The sequence below is a fragment of the Bacteroidales bacterium genome (assembly GCA_035353855.1).
Taxonomy (GTDB): domain Bacteria; phylum Bacteroidota; class Bacteroidia; order Bacteroidales; family CG2-30-32-10; genus DAOQAK01.
This window is the reverse complement of record DAOQAK010000051.1, coordinates 1-22442: the sequence shown is the minus strand read 5'-3', so window position 1 is coordinate 22442 and position 22442 is coordinate 1. Positions and strand designations below refer to the sequence as shown.

Below are 22442 nucleotides of genomic sequence, written 5' to 3'. Positions count from 1 at the left end.
TTACTTGTTTAACATAACTTTCTGCGTTATAATTTGTCCTTCTGTTTGAACCTTTGTTATATATATGCCGGTTTCAACATTAAGCTGAAATTTATTTAAACCCTGAACAGCTTGTTGATTCAAAATAAGGTTTCCTAAAACATCATATACTTTTACATTAGCGTTTTTAGGCGTGTTGATATATATTGTTTTGTTTGTTGCATATACAGAAATAGCACTTTCAGAATTTGCAGGAACGGATGTAATGGTATTACCAAAATGTAATTTAAAACGGTTAGCATCATCAATTACAGGTGAAGTAAAAGCGTATGTGTTAGTTTGACGCAAATCCTGAATAATACTTTGTTGTGCATCTTCAAGGTAAACAGGAATAGAAACATCGAATTCACCAAGGTTAATAGCATTGATGGTAAATGAACCGCTTGTAGATGTTTTAAATCCTAAAGGAACTACTTTTTCATTATTTGCTGAAAGTTCAGGATAACCGTTGATAGCAACTTTAATATTATCTGAAGTTAATGAATATAATTGTGGATATTCATCATCGCCAAACATTTTTCGAGAATCGTAATTTTCGAAATTATCAGAAGCATTTTGATAGAAACCTAAAAGAACTTCATCATTCAAGGTTCCATTTGAAACCTGCATTCTTAGAACATTTGGTTGTGAAGTTGCTTTATAGAATGCCTGGGAATTGTGTAATCTGTCAGCATTTTCAAAAATCAAAGTTCCATTAGAATTCCCTGCAGCAACTTTTGTCCAGAATGCCTGCATTGCCGGAACATACCTTGAGCCTGTTCCGGAATGTCCGGTCCAGTTATAAGTGTAGAAATTACCTCCACTTCTATACCATATTGTAGTCTCTAAATTAGAAGCATCAGTTGTTGCTGATTCAATATCAACTGCAGAAGGATAAGGATTACAAATAAGGTTGTAACCTTCAAACGCACTTGCAGGAGAAGTTAACGTAAGATTATTGGTTTGAGTCCCTGTATTTATAGAAGTTCCGGAAAAACTAACTGTTTTGGGTATTAATAATTTTGTAACATAACCCTGTTTTACATTCAGTGTAACATTATCCAGAACTGATGAATATAAACCTGTTGTTTCACTATGTGACCAAAGTTTGTTACCACCTAAAATGTCAAATACAGTGCTTCTGATACCGGATATTGGTATGCCGACATAATAATAATTGGTTTCTTCTAAATATTTTTCAACATTATAATTTCCAATGCCAGCAATGCCATTGTCGATGAAAGAGCCTGTACTTGCTAAACTTGTGGATTTAATAGTAAATGTTCCATTATTGGTTGTTGTACCACTTGCTGTTAAATATTTTCCTGCATCTATAGTTAATGTTGAACCCGGGTTTATAGTTAAATTTTTACAAGCTGCCGGTGTAGAAATATCAACATAAGGTTCATTTGCAGTGCCAGAAGGAATTATCACATCATTTGTAGAAGTGGGAATTGCTTTAGGATTCCAATTGTTTATATTTGACCAGGCAGTTGATGTTTCACCTGTCCATATAATAAGGTCGCTGACTTTAATATTATCTATAAAAAGGTTGTTGCCATTAGCGCTGGTAGCTGTGAATTTTAATTTATTTGTTCCAGCTGGTAAACTAATTACCTGAGTTTTCCATTGACTTGATGATGGGAAAAATTCAGAAACTATTGTTCCGGCAGTATTTAAAATACCGGCTGTGCCACCGGGCATATTTAATAATGGTATAAAGTTTACTCCTCCATTAGTTGAATAATATACATCAAGTTGATCAGTTTGTCCTGAACGTGTAGCATAAGCATAATCGAATGTTAAAGTTGGTGTTGACATTCCGCTAATATCGAAAGTATTTGAAATTAAATCGAAAGGATTTGTGTTAGAGAAGGTATAAAATCTGGCTAAAGCTGAAACATTACCTGAACCATAACTACTGTAACCCGTATTACTCCAAAATACTCCCGGATATGTTGCACTCCAGCATGAAGGAGGTACATTGCCTGATTCAAATGATTCAGTAAATGGAGCTATTGTAATATCACAAGGTGTAGAGAAATTATTGGCGTTCGTCCATGCACTTGTATCTTCTGAACCACAGATCGCACGGACATAAGCATTATAATTAGATGATGCACTTAGTCCGATAAAATTGTCGTCTACATCGCCAGCTGCAGTAGTTCCTAAAACAGTTAAGCCATTTATACCGCTTCCTGCTTCTCCATATGCACGAATTTCATATTGGTATCCATTTGCAGGTGCAGGAGTAGGAGCAGTCCATGATATGGTAGCTGAAGTTTGTGAAACTGCAGATATTGTCAATGCTGTGGGTTTAGAACATGAGGGTATATCTTCAATAATAAAATCATCGGCGAATAATCCCTGGCATTCTGTGCCTGTATTAGGAACATGTATTGCTATCCAAACATCATGTCCTGAATGATCAGAGAGATTAATAGGGGTAATCTCGGTCAAAGAGTTATTCGATGCTACAGTTGTGGGCATAATTTCATATGTGAAATCAGATGGTGCGTTTCCGCCTTCAGAAAGAACTACCCTGAAACTATTTGGACTTCCGGGATTTGCAGATGCGACCTTGAAAGATAATTGTTTATTTCCACCGGTAAGTGAAATTTGAGGAAGAATTAAATAATCGTTATTATTTCCACCGTTACCACCTGTAAACATATTAAATACGGGTCCGCCAAAGTTATTGGTTTGCCACTGGTAACCATCGCTGTTGGCATTATTGGATGACCAACATGGAGGCCATGAGGGAGGATTTATTGAATTCAGATCCTCTGTCCATGGAAAAGATGAAATCTTGTTACATAGTGTTGTGAAACTATAGGCACTTGTCCATTCACTTGTATCCGGTGCATTACAAATTGCACGTACATATACATAATAATTTGTTGAAGCAGTAAGGTCGGTTATATCTTTGGAAACAACACCGGCAGCAGTATTACCACTTTTTACTAATCCGGGTGTACCGCTACCTGCATTTCCACTTGTACGGATTTCATATTGATATCCACTTGAAGGTGCAGGTGTAGGAGCAGTCCATGAAATGGTGGCAGTTGTATAATCAACGGCTGAAGTAGTTACAGCAGTAGGTTTAGGACAGGCAGGTATGTCTTCAATAATGAAATCATCAACAAATAAACCCTGACCTTCTAGAGTAGAAGTAGGAATATGAATTGCAATCCATACATCACCTGAATAAGCTGAAAGGTCAATAGGTGTGGTGATTTGGGTCATGGTATTGCTTGATACTATAGTAGTATCCATAATTTCATGGTCAAAATCAGATGGTGCGTTTCCGCTTTCTGACAGGACTACCCTGAAATTATTAGGACTGGAGCTGTTTTCAGTGGCTACGCTAAATAATAATTCCTGATTGTTTGTAAGAGTTATTTGAGGGAGAATTAAATAATCGTTGTTATTTCCGCCGGAGCCACTGGTATGAATATTAAAAGCATAATTTTCCATAAAAGGATTGGTTTGCCACTGACGCCAATCGCTATTAGCATTATTTTGCGACCAGCAAGAAGGTAATGATGGAGGATTAGCGCTGCTTAGGTTTTCAGTCCATGGGAATGAAGTAATAGCATCACATAAAGTTGAAAAATTATAAGCATTAGACCATGAGCTAAAACCTGCTCCGCCAAAATTTCCGCGTACATAAACTGAATACGTTGTGGCTTTAGTTAAGCCACTGATATCAGCATTCACATCACCGGCAGCAGTTGTGCCGCTAGTAGCAAGACCACTTGCTCCGCTTCCTGCTTCACCACTGGTTCTGATTTCGTATTGATATCCATTTGAAGGTGCAGGAGAAGGCGCATTCCATGAAATGGTAGCAGAAGTTTGTGTAACAGCTGATGAAGTTACAGAAGTTGGTGGCGGTGTTGCCGATTTAAAACGTAAAGAATCTATTGTTAATGTAGAACCAACACAAGAAAGAGAAATATTATTACCTCCTTTTCCAGTACCGTCTCCCTGAGAAGAGGATGTTATCCTTATAATTACAGTATCCGGGGTTCCTCCCCAGTTAAAGTTAAAAGGGAATTCAATATATTGATAATCAGCAGCAGCATGTAGTCTCAAATTTTGTCCGCCTATATCAGAACCATTCTTTTTAAAATTTAAACAAATTTCAGCACTGTCGCTCCCTGAAGGTGCATATTTATACCAAAAAGCTAAAGTATCTATCTGGTTTGAAAAAGGAATTCCGCCCATTTGACAATGGCATGCCTCATTCCAGTATCCATTTGTAGCTTCTGCTTGTCTGGCTTCAGGGTCATCATCACTGCCTCCTTGGGTTGTAGTCAATTCAAGAGCATAATTTCCATCATGTTTATCTGTGCTTCTGCTAACACCGTCAGTGTTATTGTTGGTGTACCAATTATCAAGGAAGTAAGGAGTTTGTCCTGTTTTCCACGATTCAAAATCACCATTCATATGTTCAGGTTGGCTTGTTACTCCGGTAAATGATACATTATCTAAAATCAAAGTAGTTCCAGATATTATTTCTAAATCTTGATTCGAAATATCACTGGATGCAACAGCAAATACTACCGAATCGGGAGCTATTGTAAATTCTGGAAAAGGAAAGTTGAAATATGTATATTCAGTTTTGTTACCACCTAATTTAAAAAAATATGTTCCGCAATTTTCTCCTGCATGGGTAAAAACAAATATTATTACAGCTGAATCAGGAGATTCTATATTATATTTATAATACCCCTGGATCCCTGTAGGTGTTTCAGTTATTACCATTCCTCCGTGCCAACTACTAATATCTTCACCACTGTTTTCTGGGTCAATATTTGCAAAATAACCTGGACCATTGTCATTTCCATAGGAAGTAATCATAATCGCTGAATCGCCATTTTGCTTATCTGCAGTTCTTACCACATTAAAAGGAAGACCGCTTGCAAATGCATTAGGGTTTGATGTGTATTGATAGTATTGAGGATATTCGTAATTAGTACTATTCCAATTTTCAAATCCTCCATTTGGAATGGGTGTTTGTCCATAAGTCGCAATAACGCATACTAAACTCAGAAAAATAAAGATTTTTTTCATGGTATATGAATTTTATTTTGCCTACTCGTATGGCTTTTCGGCATCGCCCTGTTTTTTATACTGTTTTATCAGACTACAGTTTTGTGTTTGGAGGAAGGTGTGCTTTTATTAATTCGGCTGAATTTTATTCTTGACAAATTTAACATTTTAATTTTAAATTACAAACTAAAATGAAAATAAAAAAAGTCCTCTTTTGAGGACTTTAAGAAAATGAGATAAAACTATTTCTAAGCTTTTGAAATTTTATAAGGATTGTTATCAAACTTATCCGGTTGTAATGCACCGCTGGGGTCTCCCGGAGGCGTATCACTAGTAGTTGTCATAAAAACAGAAATTTCATTATCTATTTTTATTTGTTCAACAGAAGGTTTATTATATAAACGCTTCTTAGTATTATGTTTTTTCTGTATATTTTTCATATGATTATTCTTTGGAGTTAATTATTTAATAAAAACTTTTTGTGTAAAAACATCTTTGCCATTCAATACCTTTATTATATATATTCCTTTGCTGTTATTGATTTTTATTTTATTCAAGCCACTGATAGATTTTTGTTCAGAAATTAAATTTCCTAACACATCATAAAGTTCGATAGTTGAATTAGCAGAAGGAGTGTTTACAAAAAGAGTATTATCATAAGCATATGAATATACTGATGAAACTTCCTGAGTACTTATATTGGTTGTTATTCCATTGAAATGTATTTTGAAACGGTTGGCATCATTTACTGCATCTGATGAGAAGGTGTATACATTAGTTTGGCGAAGATCTATAGTTACATTTTGTAAAATATCTTCTAAGTATACATTGACAGAAGCATCAAAATCATTTAGATTGGTTGCTGTAAAGCTGAATGTTCCTGAAACAGGTGTTGAGAAACCTATCGGAACTATTCGTTCTTCACCAGATGTAAGTTCCTGCTGTCCGTTAATTGCTGTAACAACATTATCTGAAGTTAAAGAATAAGTTTGCGGAGCATTATCATCAGTGTAGAACATTTTTTCTGAATCAAATCTTTCAAATGTATTTTGTGCATTGTTGTAAAACCCAATTACCGCTTCATCAGTAATACTTCCATTCGATACATTTATTCTGAAAATATTTTGTTCTGATTTTTGTTTATAAAAACTTTGTGAACTGTGTACTCTTGTAGAATTTGTAAGAATAAGAGTTCCGTTACTGTTACCTTCGGTAACTCTTACCCAGAATCCTTGCATGGCAGGAATGTATTTTTGACCTGAGTTTTGACCTGTTCCATCACCTGACCAGTTATAAGTGGCAAAACCTCCGTTACTTCTGTACCATATTGTGCTTCCAAGGTTGGTCATAGTTAAACCTGTTGTTGGAGTATTCTCGCATCCCCAATTAATTGCCGAAGGGTAAGGATTACTTACTAAATTATAACCATCATATGTTCCAGTTGCAGTTCTTGAAAGATTGTCAGTAGTTCCAATAATCCCGGTATTAAAAGTTCCTGTAAAGTTTATGGTCTCTGTTGCGCCAAGTCTTGCAACAAACCCTTGTAAAGGAGTAAGATTAATACCATTTACATTTATTTCAGAATAAGATGCAGTTAATTCACTATATGACCATAATCTATTATCCCCCATGGCATTGAAAGATGCACTAAGAGCTGTGGTTACAGGTGCTCCAACATACCAGTATCTTCCATTCGGAGAATTACCTCCACTTCCAGTTAAATATTGTTCAACATGATAGGTTCCTATTCCAAGTAATGCACTATTATTATCAATAAAAGAACCAGTTCCAGTTGCATCTGATTTTAATGTAACTGTTCCATTATTAATTGTATTTGCATTTACAGTTAATGCTTTTGCTGTATTTATTGTTAAAGTAGCTCCAGTTTCAATTATTAATTGATAACATTGAGCAGGGGTTGTAGGGTCAGATGTTACCTGAGGTTGATTAACAGGGGTAGAGGAGATATAGATATCATCTGTTGATGTTGGTACAGCATTAGTGTTCCAGTTAGAAGCATCATTCCAGTCAGTTGAAGTTGTACCAGTCCATAATGAAGGTGAATAAGCAGTTAATGACCAGTCGTCAATTGCAAGACCATCGTCAGCTCCGGTTGCATTAGTATCGGTAAACTTTATCCAAAATGTTGAGCCGTTGGCAATGTAAATATTTTTAATCGTATAGCTTATCAAAGTACGATTGGCACTTGCATTACCATCAAGTGCGCCAATAGTTCCTGATGTAACAGGTGCAATAAAATCTAAGCTGGTAACTGATGCCCATGTGCCGGTTGATAGACTGGTTGCATCTAAACTGTATTGAAAATTAATTTTATCAGTTCTGCTTAAAGTACCTATCCTCCATTGTTCTCCATAATATGAAATTGATAGCTGTGTAATAGAATACCCGGTACTGTTAGTATACGAAACCCCGATAGTTGGATTTATTGAACCTGATTGTAACCCACCAAAGGCCCTTTCACTTGAACTTGTAGAACCAAAACTATAGGTGTCTCCAGTATTGCCTGAGCCGTTTCCAGCAGTATAAATGGTGTTTGCGCCAGTGCCTGATTCCAGAAAAGCCCATCCTGTAGGTACAGTTGAACTTGTACCAGCACTTGCAAGGGTGTTGAAATCTTCGGTTAATGCAACTCCTGCAGTTGTTATTGAAATAGATTGTCCCCATCCATTTTGTACTGCACTAATAAGAAATGCTGCAATAAATAGCATTTTCGTTTTTTGTAAGTAAAAATGTTTTTTCATAAAATAAATATTTTAAAAATCAAATTAAAAATCAATTCATTAAACAAATGTAATAAAATTATAATTTTTGATATTATTTTTTGCTGTTAAATTATTTTAACCTCATTAATAAATACATTAAAAAAATTATTTGAAAATAATTAAATATTTAAGTTTAAAAATGTTTGCTTTTCTATTTTATAAGATAATTATGATTTATAAAATTTAAATGGTCCTGCAATGTCATCTGGGATGTATGCTTCATCAGGATTATTGAATGGATTAGCTGATGACATAAGTATTGAAACTTCTTTATCAATTTTTATGAAATTGATTTCTGGTTTTGAATATCTTCTTTTTAAATTAGTGGTAACTATTCAGGTTGCAAATTAGCAATAGTTTTAAAAGCAGCCAAAATATTTTGATTGTTTTTTATGCAGGTATCCGTAATAGATCTAATAATTGCATAAGTTTGAGCGCCATTAGTAGTTTTAAATTGACCAGATACTTTTTGTTTAACTTTGATATTACGGATAGCTCTTTCCGATGCGTTATTGTCGGGAGGTACGTCTGGAAAGTAAAGGAAAGTAAAAATATAATTTCTACACTTGATCATTCGTTTTTGAAAAGTTAATACCTCTTTCATGTTTTCGGGAATAACATCAACTAATAATTTGTCGAGTACATTTTCTAAATATGTTCTTCTGGAAATTGATTGCAAATAATCGGCAGGAGTTAGAGATTCTTTTAGTTTCAGGGCATCATAAAGCAAAAATTTAAATTTAGTAGCCCAAGAAGATTTATATCTTTCTTCAAAATATTTCAGTTCACGCAATGAATGTGATGTGCATATTTGATGACGAATGGCATCAGTATTAAAATGACTTTTCCAACAATCATGTATAAAAATGGCTTGAGGAAATCCATCAGGAAAAGTTGCGTCTATAGTTGCCATGCCTCTGTTGTTTGAAAATGTTATGAATGTAGCAATTTTACTTTGCCAAGTCCAAAACCAACCTTTTTTACCGTTAACCTTAGCGCCTGTTTCGTCGCCACCAATAACAGAACTGTTTTTTACTTTATCGGCTATTACTTCATAAGCAGAAAGAGCTTTTTCAGAAAAGCGATTCAGTATATCACATATAGTACCTGTACTTATTGGCAAATTACATATATCTGAAAAAAATTCACGCATTCTATCAAAAGGTATAAATTGTCTCGTATGTAGATATGCAATTACTGATTCAATATTATTTCCGTAACTTATAGGAGCATTTATTCCTAATGGAAAACTTGATTCTGTGATATGTCCACAGCTACATTCGCAACTGAATATCCTGTGTTCAATATATTTAGGTATTATTGGAGGAATATCTACAACTTGTCTGCGCATTTCTTCTTTACTTTTGAAGCCCGTTAAATCTTTACCACAATGATTGCAATACTGGGGCTTGTGTTCAATAATTTCATCGGGAGTACTTGTCATGCTTAAAGTATTGCCTTCATGTTCTCTTTGACCACCTGGCTTTTTCCCATTACTGATTCGCAAACTATTACTTTTAGTTATTCTGTTTTCATCTTTGGATGGTGGGATTGAGCTATTATTGCTGTTTTTCGGATAACGCAATCTTTCATTTTCTTCTATAAGAAATTTTATTTGCAATTCAAGGATTGCAATTTTTTCTTCGAGTTCCTTTATGCGTTGTTGTTCGAATGTCAATTTTTTTTTACAAAGGAACTCAAACCTCTACAAATACTAATAAAAACAACGACTTAATTGTTAGCTACTATTCAACAATTGTTAATAAAGTGTTCGAATTTTTACTTTTTGAATAATATTTTTATAATATTGCTGAATAGTTACAATTAGTGTTTTTATTTTTCAAAATATCTTTATTTTTCATATCGGCTTTCGTTTTAATTACCTGTTAATAATAATTCGTCTTGTAATACTTTTTTTGTCAGAGGTATATTTCACCGTATACACAGCGCATTCCTTATTGAGTGAAATAACAGCAGAATTATTTCCTGATAATTTTTTTATTGAAACTATTTGTCCCAACATATTATAAATGCTTATCTCTCCATCAAGCATTTCTGTTGCTTTTACATGAATTTCATTTTGGTACGAATAAATACAAACCTTTTCATCTGTATTTTCTGTAATGTTAGTAATTGACGGGTTAAAATGTATGATGAAGCGCGATAAACCCGATGTGGCATCAGAATTAAATGTGTATGAATTTTTGACTGATAAATCCTGAAGAATATTTTCTTGTGTATCTTCAAGAAAAACTGTGTTTCCGTTATCAGTGAATGAAGAAACTAAATCAGCAGTAATGGTAAACTGACCACTGACAGATATTTTAAAGCCAATTGGAATATTGCGCTCACCGTTTATGTTGCTTAGATTATTTATTGAATAATCATCATTATCTGCATGAGTATATATCTGCGGATAATTAATATCATCGGCAAACATTTTATAAGCATCGTATTGACTGTCGAAATTTTCTGTAGCTTCTGGTTTGAAACGGATGTATGTATCATCATCAAATCCATTGGTGTTATTTGTAATTGAAAGATGAAGAGTGTTGTCTGTACTTGCAGGTTTGTAAATATTTTGGTTGCTGTGAACTCTTACATCGTTATTGCATGTAAGCGTGAATGTGCCTTCCGACAAGGCTCTTACCCAAAACGCCTGCATTGGCGGAATATATCTTGTTGCATCATGAGTTCCTAAATCGTATGCGTAAGAACTATAAGTACCATTTGTACGGACATAATACGAATTATAAAAATCACTTTTGCTCCAGCCCGACGATGCGTCCCAGTCAATTGCGCTGGGATAGGGATTCCCCACAAGATTCCATCCGTTGAAAACAGAAGATATAGTTGTTCCTGTAAGATTTGATATGGATAAACTGCCAGTGTTTAATGATGTTCCGGTAAAAGTTATCACATCGTCGCTGCCTGTTTCTCCATTAACATATTTTCTTGCATAGCCTCGCATGACTTCTAAATTACCTGTCGATGTTGTTGAATAATTACTCCATGAATTTGTTGATTAATTTGAATAATAAAGGTTTCGAATAGTCGGTGATGATGATGTAAATAAATCAGATGATGCAGAAGGTATAGGCGAAGAAATATATTCCCAGTGATAATCGCCATTAGAGCTGACATAGCGTTCCATATTATAAATTCCGCTGCCTGTAATGGTACCATTATCAATAAAGCTTCCAATTCCTGATTCATTAGACTCTATTGAGAGTGTACCATTATTGATAGTGTTGTTCCTTGCAGTTAATGCTTTACCTGCATTAACTGTTAAAGTTGTTCCGTTATTAATTGTAATAACAGAACAGGATAGTGTTGAATTTGAAATTGCAAGCTTTGATGCGCCACTTAAAGTTAAATTATTTATTGAAGAGGGTAGTGAAATTCCTGTAGATTGTGCCCCGTTTGCATAAAAAATATAATTAGCTCCTTCATCAAAATCCTTAGTTCCGCTAACTGTTATTGTGCCATTAATCCCATCAGCGTTTGCAGTTTTTAAAGTTGCTCCACTAAAAAGAAAAAAGTTACCTAAACCACTAATGATAGATGTTCCACAATCTATGGTCCCGTTTACTGTTAGTGATCGAGAGACAGGTACAGAATAATTACTGTTAAACGTATATGCTGCTTCAGAAATAATTTCCCAGTTCATGTTAGTATTTGTGAGTATTCCTGCGCTTTGAGTAAATGTTTTATCATTACCTGTAAAATTTATTTTTAATTCATTTCCTTCTGTACTATTGGTATGAGTAAATGTTCCCCCGGTTTGATTATAATTCCCTGCTATGTTCAATGTGAAAGATTTTCCTGCTGTACTACCATTTGAAAAATTTAACGTACCTCCTGTAATTATAAGATCCCCTCCGATAGATAATGTTATAGACGTATTTGTTGAAATCCTTAATTCTCTCGAAGAAGTATTTTGTATATATAGATTGCCATTGATTGTTGTGATTGCGCCATTCATGTTTACATTCCCGGGGTCAGTAATAAAGTTTATTATTAAATTACCAAACACAGTTCCGCCTGAAGGACCTGTTGCATTTGAGTTGTTTATTTCGAAATTACTTGATACTGCAAATGATTCGGTGCCTTGTAAAATAGAAGTCCCATATGCTGTTGTATTTTGATGTTTGTATGTTCCTCCGTCATCAATTTGAAAAGTTGTGCCAGATGAAAGAGTAATAGTAGAAGTGGCTGTTAGTATTCCGCCATTTTCAATCCATAGTTTAGAGCCGGTACCACTAATTGTCCAAGTAGCACCTGTTGTCATGCTATTTCCATTTTGAATTACAAAAATATCACCCGAAGTAAAATTAGCAGGGCTTGTTCCTCCACCGGTACGGCTGGAATTCCAGTTGGATGTAACGGTAGGGTCAATACTGCCTTGTGAAAAGTAGGTAGTTTGACCCCATCCGCTAAGCACAATAAAAAAGTAAAATCCAACTATTGAAATCTTTTTCCCAATTTTTTTATAAGTTTTATTTTTCATAAATGATTTTTAAATTGTTTGTTAAATTTTTTTTCGGGGACGAAGGAAATCATAAAACAAAAAAGCAAAAACTGGTATTTGATACTTGGTAGCATTTCTCTTACACATGGTTAGTATGAGTTTATATTAGGCAATAAAATCCAAGAATTTTTTTTCATTTTTTAAGTTTTTCATCTTTTGTATGATTATATTTGTGTATCAAAAAATATTGATATGAAAAAAATTATACTCCCTGTTTTAAAAGCTGTATTTGCTTTTCTTTTTTTTTACCCTTATCAGCGTTACGCTTCATTCACAAACATTATCTTTCTGCGAAGATGTTGATGAAGATGGCAACCCCGTTGAAACCGGAACATCATTTATTATTAATCAGGATGGAGGTTATATCTATTTTTATTGTAATCTGGGGCACGAAGTAAATTGCACACAAATACATTATACCATATACTCTCTCGATGATTATGGAACCAAACATTATGAAAACATCATTTACCAGGATGTTGAAACAAGCTGGGCATATTTCTGGAAAAAAATAAGTTTCTATCACACCGGTGATTATAATGTATATGTTTATGATGATAAATATAATCTTCTCGCCCAGGGAACGGTAAGAATTAAAATGTAAGAGATTGGCTTAATCCCTACAGACAGTGCCGGAATTATTGCACAGTCTTTTTTTTAACATTTTAATTATTTACTGAATAAGAAATTAGAATATTTTTGCCAAACATTTTTTAAAAATAATGAAACTAAATTTAAGTTATACCGACAGAAAAAAGGTTTGCAAAAATATTTTTTGTTTTCTGTACGGTATAACTCGTTCTAACCAGTTTTGCTTTTGCAAACCTGATAAGAACGAGTATAAGTCTAATATGTTGCAGAATGTAAAATTGAATACGAAATGGGAACATTCTGTATGCGGTTCGTCCTTTGATGAACTCATGATGACTGTCATTTCAATAATAACTTAACACAAAATATTAATTAAAGAAAAATATTATGAACATTAAGAATCGTTTAATTTTAATGAACTTCCTGCAATTTTTTATCTGGGGTTCATGGCTGCTTACTATTGGTGCTTACTGGTTCCAAAATAAACATTGGTCGGGTACTGAATTTGGTGCAATTTTTTCTACAATGGGTATCGCATCTTTATTTATGCCTGCAATAGCAGGTATTATAGCCGACAGATGGATTAATGCCGAGAAGTTGTATGGAACTTTTCACATTATGGGAGCTATAGTTCTTTTTTGTGTTCCCATGATTAATAACCCTTCCGCAATGTTTTGGGTGATGTTGCTTAACATGTGTTTTTACATGCCTACGCTTGCATTGTCGATTACGGTTTGTTATTCTTCAATGAAAAGTAAAGGAATGGATATCGTGAAAGATTATCCGCCTATACGTGTTTGGGGAACAATAGGATTCATTGTAGCTTTATGGACTATCAGCCTTTCGGGGATTGAAACTTCTGCCATGCAATTTTATGTGTCATCAGTTTCTGCATTATTGCTGGGGTTCTATGCTTTTACTTTACCTCAATGTCCGCCTTTGGGAAAAGGTCATAAAAAATCATTTGTTGAAGCTATAGGTTTGAATGCTTTTTCATTATTCAAAAGTACGAAGATGGCTTTGTTTTTTATTTTTGCAATGTTGCTGGGTGCATCATTACAATTGACCAATGCATATGGCGATACTTTTCTTCACGATTTTGCAAATGTAGATGCTTTCAAGGATTTAGTTGCTGTAAAATATCCGGCTATCATTATGTCGATTTCCCAGATATCTGAAACACTTTTTATTTTAACCATTCCTTTTTTCCTGAAAAAATTCGGAATCAAAAAAGTAATGCTGATGAGCATGATAGCATGGGTGTTGAGGTTTGGACTTTTCGGATATGGCGATCCCGGAGCTGGACTCTGGATGATAGTATTATCATGCATTATATATGGAATGGCATTCGATTTCTTTAATATATCCGGTTCCTTATTTGTTGAAACACAAAGCGACCAGAGCATGAGAGCCAGTGCTCAAGGGCTTTTTATGATGATGACCAATGGTTTTGGCGCTTTTCTTGGTAGCCGCATAAGTGGAATTATTATTGACCAATATTATATGCTGCCTGATGGAAGTAAAGACTGGAAAGGCATCTGGATTGCATTTGCTGCGTATTCGCTGGTGGTTGCTGTTTTGTTTGCAGTACTTTTCAAACATAAACACAACCCTAAAGAAGTGGCTAATGTAACGCACTAACAGAATTTTTTATTATTTATTTTATAAAACCTGGTAAAGAACTTATCAGGTTTTTTGTTTTTTCTTTTTCGCTGCTGGAAATAAAACATTATTCAGAATAAGCCGGTATCCGGGCGAGTTAGGATACAAGCTCAGATCGGTTGCAGGATCGCCAACCATATGATTATAATCTTCGGGGTCGTGCCCCCCAAGAAAAGTAAAAGTTCCTTTTCCGTATTCTCCGTGAATATATTTGGCTTCGCCGGCAGCTTTATTTTCGCCCATTATCAGAACATTCGATTTTATTTCATCGGAACGGAATGCTGTTGTTTGTCCCATGAATCCTTTAATTATCATAGTATGGTCCTGGCAAAGCATGGTTGGCACCTGGTCCCATTTTGCTGAAAATTCAAACAGCGAAAAATAATCATCCTTCTGTAATACCTTTCTGCCTTGCGTTACATCAATAGATGATATTTCGTATTCATAAGGATTTGTACTAATAATAAAATCGGTAAAAGCAAAACAGTTATCGTAATTCAGTTTCTTCTGTGCATTAGCATCCATACCATCACCATCGAACATGCTTTCGCAAATATCAACACCATCAGCAGCCATCGAAACATCATAGCTGTCGGGGGCGGAACACATAGCAAATAAATAACCACCACCAGCAACAAAATCCCTTATTTTTTTTGCTACTGCTAATTTTAATTCCGATACTTTTTTATATCCAAGCGATGCTGCAATGTCTTCATTATATTTTACATCTTCCTTATACCATGCGGCATTCTGATATGCTGACCAAAACTTTCCATACTGTCCTGTAAAATCTTCATGATGCAAATGCAACCAATCGTATAATGGCAATTCGCCATCCATTACTTCTTTATCAAAAACTACAGTATAAGGAATTTCGGCATACGTCAAAGCCAGTGTTACTGCATCATCCCAGGGTTGCTTATTTTTCGGTGAGTATACGGCAATCTTTGGCGCTTTCTGTAATTTCACTTCATCCATATTTACTTCAGCGTCGGCAATTTCAGCTAATATAGCACTTGCCTGAGTGTTTGCAATAATTTCATAAGTTATTCCCCTGATAATGCTTTCTTTTTCTATAACTTCGCTATAAGGCATCATAAAACTTCCACCTTCATAATTAAGCAACCAGCTTATTTCAATATCTTTTTGCAAAGCGTAATAAGCAATTCCGTAGGCTTTCAGATGATTCTTCTGGTCTTCACCCATGGTAATAAATATATAATTCGCTTTCGCAAATAAAGAAAATGTTGTCAGGAAAAATATAATGAGTGTGCGTTTCATTATTTTATATTCACGTAAATAGTAACGCAAATTTACATTAAAAAATATGCTATTAAAAAATACTAACAAAAATTAACATGAAATATCCATGCAAACGAAAAATTTATACCGATTGTATATATGTAATAGTCCAATAAATTGTACTAAAACATCTATGTCATCGACATAACCATTGTAAAATTTAAAATATCCTTTGGACTATTTTAAATTAACAATTGGTATTACACTAAACAAAATGATTAAAATAAGTGAAGGAAAAAACAAAGCATGGATATTCACGAGCAAGCCAGTGTTGCGCCCCGATGAATATCGGGTGTGCGAGCGAGTAACTATAAAAACATAAAATATAAACAGATGAAAAAAAAGATAACATAGAAAATTGATGATAGAAAATAGAAAATATCAAATTGAAAAAAAGTTCTATGTTTTTGGGTTAGGCTGCTGGTTTGGTTGAATGCTTTTGGTTGAAGGAGTTTTCATAACCTATTGACTATTTACTTAACTCGCTGCTACACCTTTTAACCTTAATAGAAATTATGGGCTAAAGCCCGTTTAGTTATTTTATACAACCCACGACCTAAAGGTCGTGGCTATATGAAATATTTAAAATGGGGCACTTTCATCATCCTTCATGTTATTCATTTTTGAAGGAAGTGTAAGCGTAGGAGAGTCGTTGTCGCTGTATTGCTGGTACCCGGTAAAGTCTTCATTAGCTTCGAAGTCGGCAAATTTTGCAAAGCGCCCGATAAAACGAAGACGTATATCTTTCAGTGCACCGTTACGATTTTTGGCAACAATAATTTCGGCCATATCTTTGGTTGGCATTTGGTCTTCGAAATTTTCTATTTTATAATATTCCGGACGATATAGGAAAACAACCATATCGGCATCTTGTTCAATAGCGCCCGATTCGCGAAGGTCGGAAAGGATAGGTCGTTTAGAACCTCCGCGTTTTTCAACTTCTCGGCTTAATTGCGAAAGAGCAATTACAGGAACATTTAATTCTTTAGCAAGACTTTTTAATGAACGTGAAATGGTACTGATTTCTTGTTCGCGATTCCCTTTATTATCGCCATTGCCCTGCATCAGCTGAAGATAGTCAACAATGATCATTTCAATATTATGTTGTTGTTTTAACCTTCTTGCTTTAGCACGTAATTCGAATATGGATAAAGCGGTAGTATCATCAATTATAAGTGGAGCATCGGTAAGGGCTGCAATTTTTGTATGAAGCTGTTGCCATTCGTATTCTTCAAGTGTACCTTTTTTTAATTTATCAGCAGAAATTTGTGTTTCGCTCGAAATCAAACGAGTTACCAATTGCAGGGCATTCATTTCAAGTGTAAAAAAAGCGACGGCTTTTTTGTAATCAACAGCCATATTGCGGGCCATAGAAAGTACGAAAGCTGTTTTTCCCATACCGGGACGGGCAGCAATAACAATAAGGTCGGAACGCTGCCATCCTGCGGTAAGCCTGTCGAGTTCCATGAAACCACTGGGGACTCCAATCAAATGGTCTTCGTGCTGGCGAGCCTTATTGATTTGTTCAATTGCATCACGAATCAAATCAGACATCTTCTCGTAACTGCGTCTTAAATTTGTTTCGCTTACTGCAAATAAATTTCTTTCTGCGGCATCAAGCAATTCAAAAACATCAGAAGTGTCTTCGAAAGCGTCGTGAATAATATCAGTGGAGATACGTATCAGTTCACGTTGCAAATATTTCTGCGAAATGATACGGGTATGGTATTCAATATTTGCTGATGAAGCTATACGTGAAGTAAGCTGGGTAATATAATAGGGGCCACCTACCATTTCAAGATGACCGTTTTTCTTCAACTGGTTGGTAACGGTAAGAATATCGATAGGTTCGCTTTTTTCAAAAAGATCAAGAATGGCCCTGTATATTTTCTGATGAGCTTCTTTATAAAACACGTCAGGTTTTAACATGTCAATAACCGAAGTAAGCGCATCTTTCTCCAGCATTAATGCACCCAGTACTGCTTCCTCTAGTTCAACCGCTTGTGGCTGAAGTTTGCCTTGCTCAAGAGTTGCGGGGTAAGTATTATTTTTCTTTACTCTTTTACGAGTTGATTCCTGTTGATTATTTGATTCATTCATAGAGGGCAAAAATACAAATTCACTCCCTGCTTCAAATAGGTTTTAACAAAAATAGTTATTAACAATTCAGGAGGTTGTTTTTCCTTTTAAATAGAAGAAAAACTTTTTAATGGTTTCGAGCTTGAAGTTGGCGTATTCATTGAGTTTTTCTTTAATCTCCAATAGGTTGAACATGTCTGTTTCCACCTGTAGTGAATCGTATAAATCAGATGCGATAATATCGGACGAGGGCATTTCGCGTGATATCCTGGTTTTGAAAATATGACGTGCAATATTTTGTAGCTCATTTTCCGACGAAAGCAAAGGGTTGTAATAAATGTTTTCATTAAAAAAAGTTTCCATATCAATCATTCTTTTTTCAAAATCACTTATTTGAGATGATTTTAAATAGCCATCATTACACAATGTTTGCAATATGCAGATCATTTGTGGTTTACTGAAACATAATATTGTTGAAGCTTTATTGAATTCATCGAAAATATTTTGATATAATTTTTCGGTATTCAAATGAAAATCTTCCTGGAAATAATTACATGCTCCTGTTTCATTTCCATTGTTATCGATCAAAACAGATTGTATCGAAAAGGGTACGTGCTGGTATGGGTTAATGTTCTTTCTGCCTGGTATTGCTGTTTTGCACCATTGAATATCGGCAATTAGCAATGGATATTTAATTTTTGAAAAATATTTTTTTAGTTCTTCAATATTTACAAATTCGGTTTTTTTAATATGACAATCAATCTGCATTTTTTGAATGCCTGATAGTTCCATTTTACCAGGTATATTTTCTATTGATGTAATTCCTTTTTTATATAATGAATATTGTTCTCTTTCACTTAATGAAGGAATTGAAAATATTGAATTATTTTTAGGAATATCTTTTCGGCAAAAGTTGTAAAAGTCGCATAAATAGGGACGACTGCAGTGTGTGCCAATTTCAACATCAGGAATGTCTTTGTTGCTGAGCAATGTTTTGAACTTGTCAATTTCTTCGCTGATAAAAGTTAAATTATTTTTTACTTCATTCAATACATCGTAAAAACAAAAAAGCTTGTTAATGTCAAGCTGCTCTTGTCTTTTATAATTTTCATTTATGTAGATGATATTGAAAGAATTCAATGCTGTTCCTGAATTGGTAATCACATAATATTGAAGTGAAGCATCCATTTTATATGTTTCAGAAACACTTGCAGAGCTTTTCACTTCGTATGCATGCCATTTCCCATTTTCAAAATTTAAAATATCCAAAAACACGATTACATCTTTATAGCTAAAAGCCGCTTCGTATATTGTTTTCGAGCCACCGGAAATCATTTCCATTGTTCGTGTTACTGAACGTGCGTATTGTTTAGGGGAATAAGGTTGCATGTTTACACCATCGGGGAAAAGCTGCTGTGCAAGTATTCCTACATTATGTCCGCGTGAGAATTTTGAAAGTGTTTCTGGGGAAAGCTTATCGCGTAAATTATAAAAATTTTTATAAAGATATAATGACTTTTTACACTGTAACCCACGAATAAATGACGATTTTGATAAGTTGAGATTCTTCATTTGGATTTATAAATAATGTACTAAGTAACGAAAACTTATGTGAATTATTGTAAATAAAAAGTTAAGCCACAGGTTCAAACTTCTATGCCCCAAGGGAGAAGTATCACTAAAACCCGATTTGAATTTTTTTTAAGCTGTGTTTTTGTCTTGTAACATTGAAATTTATATACTTATATTTGCGATGAATCGAAAAAAAATATTTTATGAGATACGATAAACTTTTTCTTTCACTTTCTTTCATTGTACTTTTTTCTTTTTTTTCATGTAAAGAAAAACCCGACATTGAAAAAGAAAAACTTTCTGTATTGAATGCAGATAAAGAGTTTTCGGATTACTCTGTAAAGAAAGGTCAAATTAAAGCATTCATTGATTATGCTGATGAAAATGCGACTTTATTACGTCCTAATAGTATGCCTATCGTAGGGAAAAATGAAATTGAAAAATTGTATGATGGTAAAAACGATGACTCATATACGCTCACATGGACGCCATTATTTGCTGAAGTGGGAATGTCGGCAGATATAGGATACACATATGGTACATGGCTTTTTAAAACAAGAGATAAAGAAGGAAAAGAAATTTCTAGTGAAGGAACCTATGTTACAGTATGGGAAAAACAAACCGATGGCAAATGGAAGTGGGTTCTCGATACAGGAAATGATGGTCTTAAAAAACCAGAAGTCACAAATAAATAATCAAGTTGCGCTTATTTTGAAATTACCAGGTCTTCTTCTTTGATAAGGGGTTTTCCCTGGTATTTTAACATGAGCTGTGCAACAGTAAATACATCCCTCTGGCAATATTCCACTATACGGGGAAGATCTTTCTCAATCCAGTATACACGGGCAACATCACTGCCTTCAATATCTTCCTTGGGTGAAGGTATGTTAAATAAAGTAGCTAACAATTCCAGCGAAGTGTAATTTTTATAATCACCAAATTTCCAAAGTTCCATAGTATCAAGATGACCAACTTCCCATGGTTTTTTTCCTGATAGGTCGAGAACAGCCGGGTGTTTGATGCCATTCACCATCATGCGGCGCGATAAAAACGGAATATCGAATTCTTTAATATTATGTCCGCAAAGCATTTGTTCTTTTTTGCCAAAACTCGTGTTCAGCATTGTTGCAAGGTCTTCAAGAACTTTTTTCTCATCATCACCGGAAAAAGATTTTATGCGAAATGTTCTTTTCCCTTCTATTGTCCGCATTACACCTGTAGAAACACAAATTACTTTTGCAAACTCGGCAAAGATTCCTGCTTTCTGAAAAATAGTTTCAGGAGTATCTTCTTCGCGCTTCATCATATACTGGGTTTTGTGATCCCAAAGTTTTTTATACGCTGGAGGCAATTGTTTGTATTCAGCCACCATTGGCGCGGTTTCCACGTCAAGAAAAAGTACATTGTCGAGATTGAGAAGTTCTAACATAGTTTTATTTTTTTACAAAAATCAAAATTAATTTTATTTTTCATAATGCAATGCATAAAAATTCCTAATTTTATAAAATGAGATTTCGTGTAGTAATTTTGCTTATAGTATTGATAAATATTTTTTCATCATGTAGAAAAGATAAGGATGATATTTTGCCGGTAGTTATTATAAGCAGTCCTTCCGAGAACCAGGTATTTTCAGCGCTTGATACTATACCGATAGTTGCAACAATCGAAGATGAAACGAACCTGGAGCTGGTGGAAATTGTTGTATGCGATAATAATAAAGCCCCTGTGCTATCACCTGTAACAATAAAACCCGAAGAAAAAAATATCAGCATTAATCTTTTATATATTATGGATGATATTACTTTAGCATCGGGAAATTATTACTTAAGAATTAAAGCTTTCGATGGAATAAATACCGTAACTAAATACCGAACAATACAGGTTAGCGAGGTAGCCCGTGAAATGAAATATATTTATATAATGTCGTATTTCAACAGTACTACCATACAGTTGCAACGAAAAATTATTGGCGATAGTCTTGAGAATTTATTTTATGTCAACAGCGATTATTGCTCTACTGCATCAAATTCAAAATTCCAGCTTTATTCCACTTGCGGAAAAATTTATGGTGATATGAATATTTATGATGTTTCATCAAACACTCTGCAATGGTCGGTGCCGGTGGTCAGCGACCCGCCATTTCCTTATTTTACTAATAATACAATGTTCAATAATCTTTTTTATTGCTCATTTTATAATGGCTCTATTAAAGGATACCAGAATAACGGAACGCAGATATTTGCATCAATGGCTCCAACAGGTTCATATCCTGTAAAACTTTTTGCTAACGAAGATTATGTTTTTGCTGATCATGCCTGTTATTCAGGTCAGGAAAGAAGGTTTGGTGTTTATTATAATTCAAGTGGCGCGATGAAACAGCAACTTACTACTGATTTTGAAATCACGAATATGTTTCAAAAAAATAATGATGAGCTGATTGTTTTTGGAAATGGTAACGGGCAAGGTATCGTTAAAATTTATTCTATTTCAAACAATGGTTTCTGGGATCCACATGCTTTACCAACAGGACTAATCAATGATGCAGTTCAAATTGATGAAAACAATTATATTTTTTCTCTTGGTGGAAACTTGTATAAATATCAATACAACATGAACAGTCTTACAACATATCTTTCAGGTGTTAATGCTTCAGTAATAAAATACGATGATATTTATTCTCAGCTTTATGTAGCAGTTGGTAATACTATAATTATATATGACTATGAAACGCATGCCCTGAATTCGAGTATTACAGCCGCGAACACTGTACTAGGCTTTGAAATGATTTATAATAAATTAATAGTTCGGTAAAAATATAGATATTAACAAAGGTATGTAAAAAACTTAAA

The 22442-nt window shown here is 34.4% G+C and carries 15 protein-coding genes; 5 read left to right on the top strand and 10 right to left on the bottom strand.

What is annotated here, in order from left to right; genetic code table 11:
- The 3 genes from PKK00_12355 to PKK00_12345 form a co-directional block, all read right to left on the bottom strand.
- Nucleotides 1-5094: a choice-of-anchor J domain-containing protein gene (locus tag PKK00_12355; protein ID HNW99192.1), complete on the bottom strand. Its 5094-nt coding sequence runs from the start codon at nucleotides 5092-5094 to the stop codon at nucleotides 1-3.
- Nucleotides 5095-5321: 227 nt separating this feature from the next.
- A complete protein-coding gene (locus PKK00_12350) occupies nucleotides 5322-5513 on the bottom strand; it encodes a hypothetical protein (GenBank protein ID HNW99191.1) in 192 nt (63 codons plus the stop codon).
- Nucleotides 5514-5534: 21 nt separating this feature from the next.
- Complete coding sequence (locus PKK00_12345; GenBank protein HNW99190.1) at nucleotides 5535-7835, bottom strand: T9SS type A sorting domain-containing protein; 2301 nt, start codon at nucleotides 7833-7835, stop codon at nucleotides 5535-5537.
- A 219-nt stretch (nucleotides 7836-8054) separates the two neighbouring features.
- On the opposite strand from PKK00_12345, the gene PKK00_12340 reads away from it, so the two are divergent.
- Nucleotides 8055-8207 carry a hypothetical protein gene (locus tag PKK00_12340; GenBank protein ID HNW99189.1) on the top strand — a complete coding sequence of 51 codons (153 nt, stop codon included), beginning with the start codon at nucleotides 8055-8057 and terminating at the stop codon, nucleotides 8205-8207.
- Here PKK00_12340 and PKK00_12335 read toward each other — a convergent pair.
- The 3 genes from PKK00_12335 to PKK00_12325 form a co-directional block, all read right to left on the bottom strand.
- A complete protein-coding gene (locus PKK00_12335; protein HNW99188.1) occupies nucleotides 8188-9534 on the bottom strand; it encodes an IS66 family transposase in 1347 nt (448 codons plus the stop codon). The two genes, PKK00_12340 and PKK00_12335, sit on opposite strands and share 20 nt — an antisense overlap.
- A 201-nt stretch (nucleotides 9535-9735) precedes the next feature.
- Complete coding sequence (locus PKK00_12330) at nucleotides 9736-10827, bottom strand: T9SS type A sorting domain-containing protein (protein ID HNW99187.1); 1092 nt, start codon at nucleotides 10825-10827, stop codon at nucleotides 9736-9738.
- A 54-nt stretch (nucleotides 10828-10881) separates the two neighbouring features.
- The gene (locus PKK00_12325) at nucleotides 10882-12366 is read right to left on the bottom strand and encodes a hypothetical protein (GenBank protein HNW99186.1); all 1485 of its coding nucleotides are present in this window, start codon (nucleotides 12364-12366) and stop codon (nucleotides 10882-10884) included.
- 250 nt (nucleotides 12367-12616) lie between these two features.
- On the opposite strand from PKK00_12325, the gene PKK00_12320 reads away from it, so the two are divergent.
- Both PKK00_12320 and PKK00_12315 read left to right on the top strand, forming a co-directional pair.
- Complete coding sequence (locus PKK00_12320) at nucleotides 12617-12991, top strand: hypothetical protein (protein ID HNW99185.1); 375 nt, start codon at nucleotides 12617-12619, stop codon at nucleotides 12989-12991.
- A gap of 374 nt (nucleotides 12992-13365) precedes the next feature.
- A complete protein-coding gene (locus PKK00_12315) occupies nucleotides 13366-14619 on the top strand; it encodes a nucleoside permease (GenBank protein ID HNW99184.1) in 1254 nt (417 codons plus the stop codon).
- A gap of 45 nt (nucleotides 14620-14664) precedes the next feature.
- On the opposite strand, the gene PKK00_12310 is transcribed toward PKK00_12315, so the two are convergent.
- The 3 genes from PKK00_12310 to PKK00_12300 all read right to left on the bottom strand — a co-directional run bounded on the left by PKK00_12310 (nucleotide 14665) and on the right by PKK00_12300 (nucleotide 19593).
- Nucleotides 14665-15921, bottom strand: coding sequence for an asparagine synthetase B (locus PKK00_12310; GenBank protein ID HNW99183.1), 1257 nt, complete (start codon nucleotides 15919-15921; stop codon nucleotides 14665-14667).
- Nucleotides 15922-16524: 603 nt separating this feature from the next.
- A complete protein-coding gene (gene dnaB, locus PKK00_12305; protein HNW99182.1) occupies nucleotides 16525-18042 on the bottom strand; it encodes a replicative DNA helicase in 1518 nt (505 codons plus the stop codon).
- Nucleotides 18043-18108: 66 nt separating this feature from the next.
- Nucleotides 18109-19593: a DUF2779 domain-containing protein gene (locus tag PKK00_12300; GenBank protein HNW99181.1), complete on the bottom strand. Its 1485-nt coding sequence runs from the start codon at nucleotides 19591-19593 to the stop codon at nucleotides 18109-18111.
- 203 nt (nucleotides 19594-19796) lie between these two features.
- Between PKK00_12300 and PKK00_12295 the strand changes: the two genes are divergently transcribed.
- Nucleotides 19797-20288, top strand: coding sequence for a DUF4440 domain-containing protein (locus tag PKK00_12295; protein ID HNW99180.1), 492 nt, complete (start codon nucleotides 19797-19799; stop codon nucleotides 20286-20288).
- An 11-nt stretch (nucleotides 20289-20299) separates the two neighbouring features.
- Here PKK00_12295 and PKK00_12290 read toward each other — a convergent pair whose 3' ends face one another.
- Nucleotides 20300-21022 carry a 3'-5' exonuclease gene (locus PKK00_12290; protein ID HNW99179.1) on the bottom strand — a complete coding sequence of 241 codons (723 nt, stop codon included), beginning with the start codon at nucleotides 21020-21022 and terminating at the stop codon, nucleotides 20300-20302.
- Between the two features lie 77 nt (nucleotides 21023-21099).
- On the opposite strand from PKK00_12290, the gene PKK00_12285 reads away from it, so the two are divergent.
- Nucleotides 21100-22404, top strand: coding sequence for a hypothetical protein (locus PKK00_12285; protein HNW99178.1), 1305 nt, complete (start codon nucleotides 21100-21102; stop codon nucleotides 22402-22404).
- The last annotated feature ends 38 nt before the right edge of the window (nucleotides 22405-22442 follow it).